The following is a 1,351-nucleotide window of genomic DNA, read 5'->3' as shown; positions in this document are numbered from 1 at the left end:
CTTTTTCTTATGCGGCCCCATGTCAAGGACTCCCGTATATCTTGATTTCACTATTTCACAGGCCATAGTTTACCCTCGCCTTGTGGCGTAATTATCAAGTATTCCTTTTCTTATTCGTGCTCAGCGGCACCAAGTACCGATTCGGTACGGTGTTGATTTTTGGATCGCAATTTTCGTTCGTAGTCTACGCTACCTAAAGCCCCCCGCGATCCGTTCAGGCCGTTGCCGGTGGCAAGCTGAGCTTCCACAGCAGAGCGGCCAGCTTTCGAGCCAGCGCGGTAATCGCTTTTTGCGGAATGCCGTGGCGGCTCAAAATTCGATTGTAGAAGCCTTGCGCCCATTCGTCTCTTTGTTTCCACCCCCAGGCCGCTTCGACAAGCAGGCTTCGTAATCGTCTTTGTCCGACCGGGCGGATAAACGACTTTCCTTTTCCGCCACCGCTTTGTCGGATCACCGGGGCCAGCCCGAGATAGGCGGTGACTTCCTCACTGCGGTTGAAGCGCTCCGGTCGATAGATCTCGGCCGCAAAAGCGGTCGCGACCACCTCGCCGACGCCGGGAACGGACCTCATGGCGGCGATACGTCGCGCCTCGTCTTGTTCCTTGGCGTGCGTTCGAAGCAATCCATCCACTTCCCGTTGTGCGTCCTTAAGGTAATGTAACTCCCGGAGAAGGCTCACCTTGGTCTCGTTTGCGCAATGAGGAAATTCAATTCTTGCGATTTCGGCAACTGCGACTTTGCCCCACTTGTCGATACCGGGCGGCTCCTGGATGTTGAAGCTCAAGAACAACGCACGAATTCGCTGTTTCACCTTGCGAAGCGAATCCGTAAGTTGATGTCGTCTGCGTTGGAGAGACCGAAAGGCCTCCTCGGCTTCCGTTGGAATCGCGATGGGCCGAATGAGACCGGATGAAGCCAGCTCAGCCAGTTTGCGGCAGTCGAGGCTATCCGTCTTGTTGGATGCCGCAACCGGGCGGGGGATACGGCTCGGGGCTGCGACGATAACCGGGATTCCGACTTGCTCAAGTGCTCGTGCCAAGCCGAATCCCGTAGGTCCGGCTTCGTAACTAACTGCACCAAGCCGAACGGGCAGGGACAAAATCGTCCTAACCAGAGCCTGGTTGTCGGCCGGACAGGTCCAATCCTTCATCATCCCGTCAGGCCGGAGAAGTCCCACGCTGTAGCTGCGTTTGTGGACGTCAACGCCGATCCAGATCTCTTCGCCACGAAAAGCTTCTACAAACCGGTGGACTGATGATACCTTGAGCTTTGCCATGTCGGCCTCCCTTTGGTTTTGGTTTCACTGGTGTTGTTACCAGCAAAACTCGGGAGTGCCGACATGGTATTTTCG

Annotated in this window: 1 protein-coding gene; it reads right to left on the bottom strand. The window is 55.7% G+C overall.

Features of this window, described 5'->3' with window-relative positions; genetic code table 11:
• Positions 1-214: 214 nt before the first annotated feature.
• Entirely contained in the window at positions 215-1,276 is a 1,062-nt protein-coding gene (locus tag JCM12178_RS17380; protein ID WP_054653233.1) for an IS110 family RNA-guided transposase, read from the bottom strand.
• Between the last annotated feature and the right edge of the window lie 75 nt (positions 1,277-1,351).

It is taken from the genome of Salidesulfovibrio brasiliensis JCM 12178 (assembly GCF_001311825.1).
Classification (GTDB): domain Bacteria; phylum Desulfobacterota; class Desulfovibrionia; order Desulfovibrionales; family Desulfovibrionaceae; genus Pseudodesulfovibrio; species Pseudodesulfovibrio brasiliensis.
Note: the sequence above shows the minus strand (reverse complement) of the source record. Positions and strands in the feature narration are given on the sequence as shown.

Coding starts and splice junctions, on each gene's coding strand:
- JCM12178_RS17380 (WP_054653233.1), bottom strand. CDS start 1,276: ATGGCAAAGCTCAAGGTATCATCAGTCCACCGGTTTGTAGAAGCTTTT.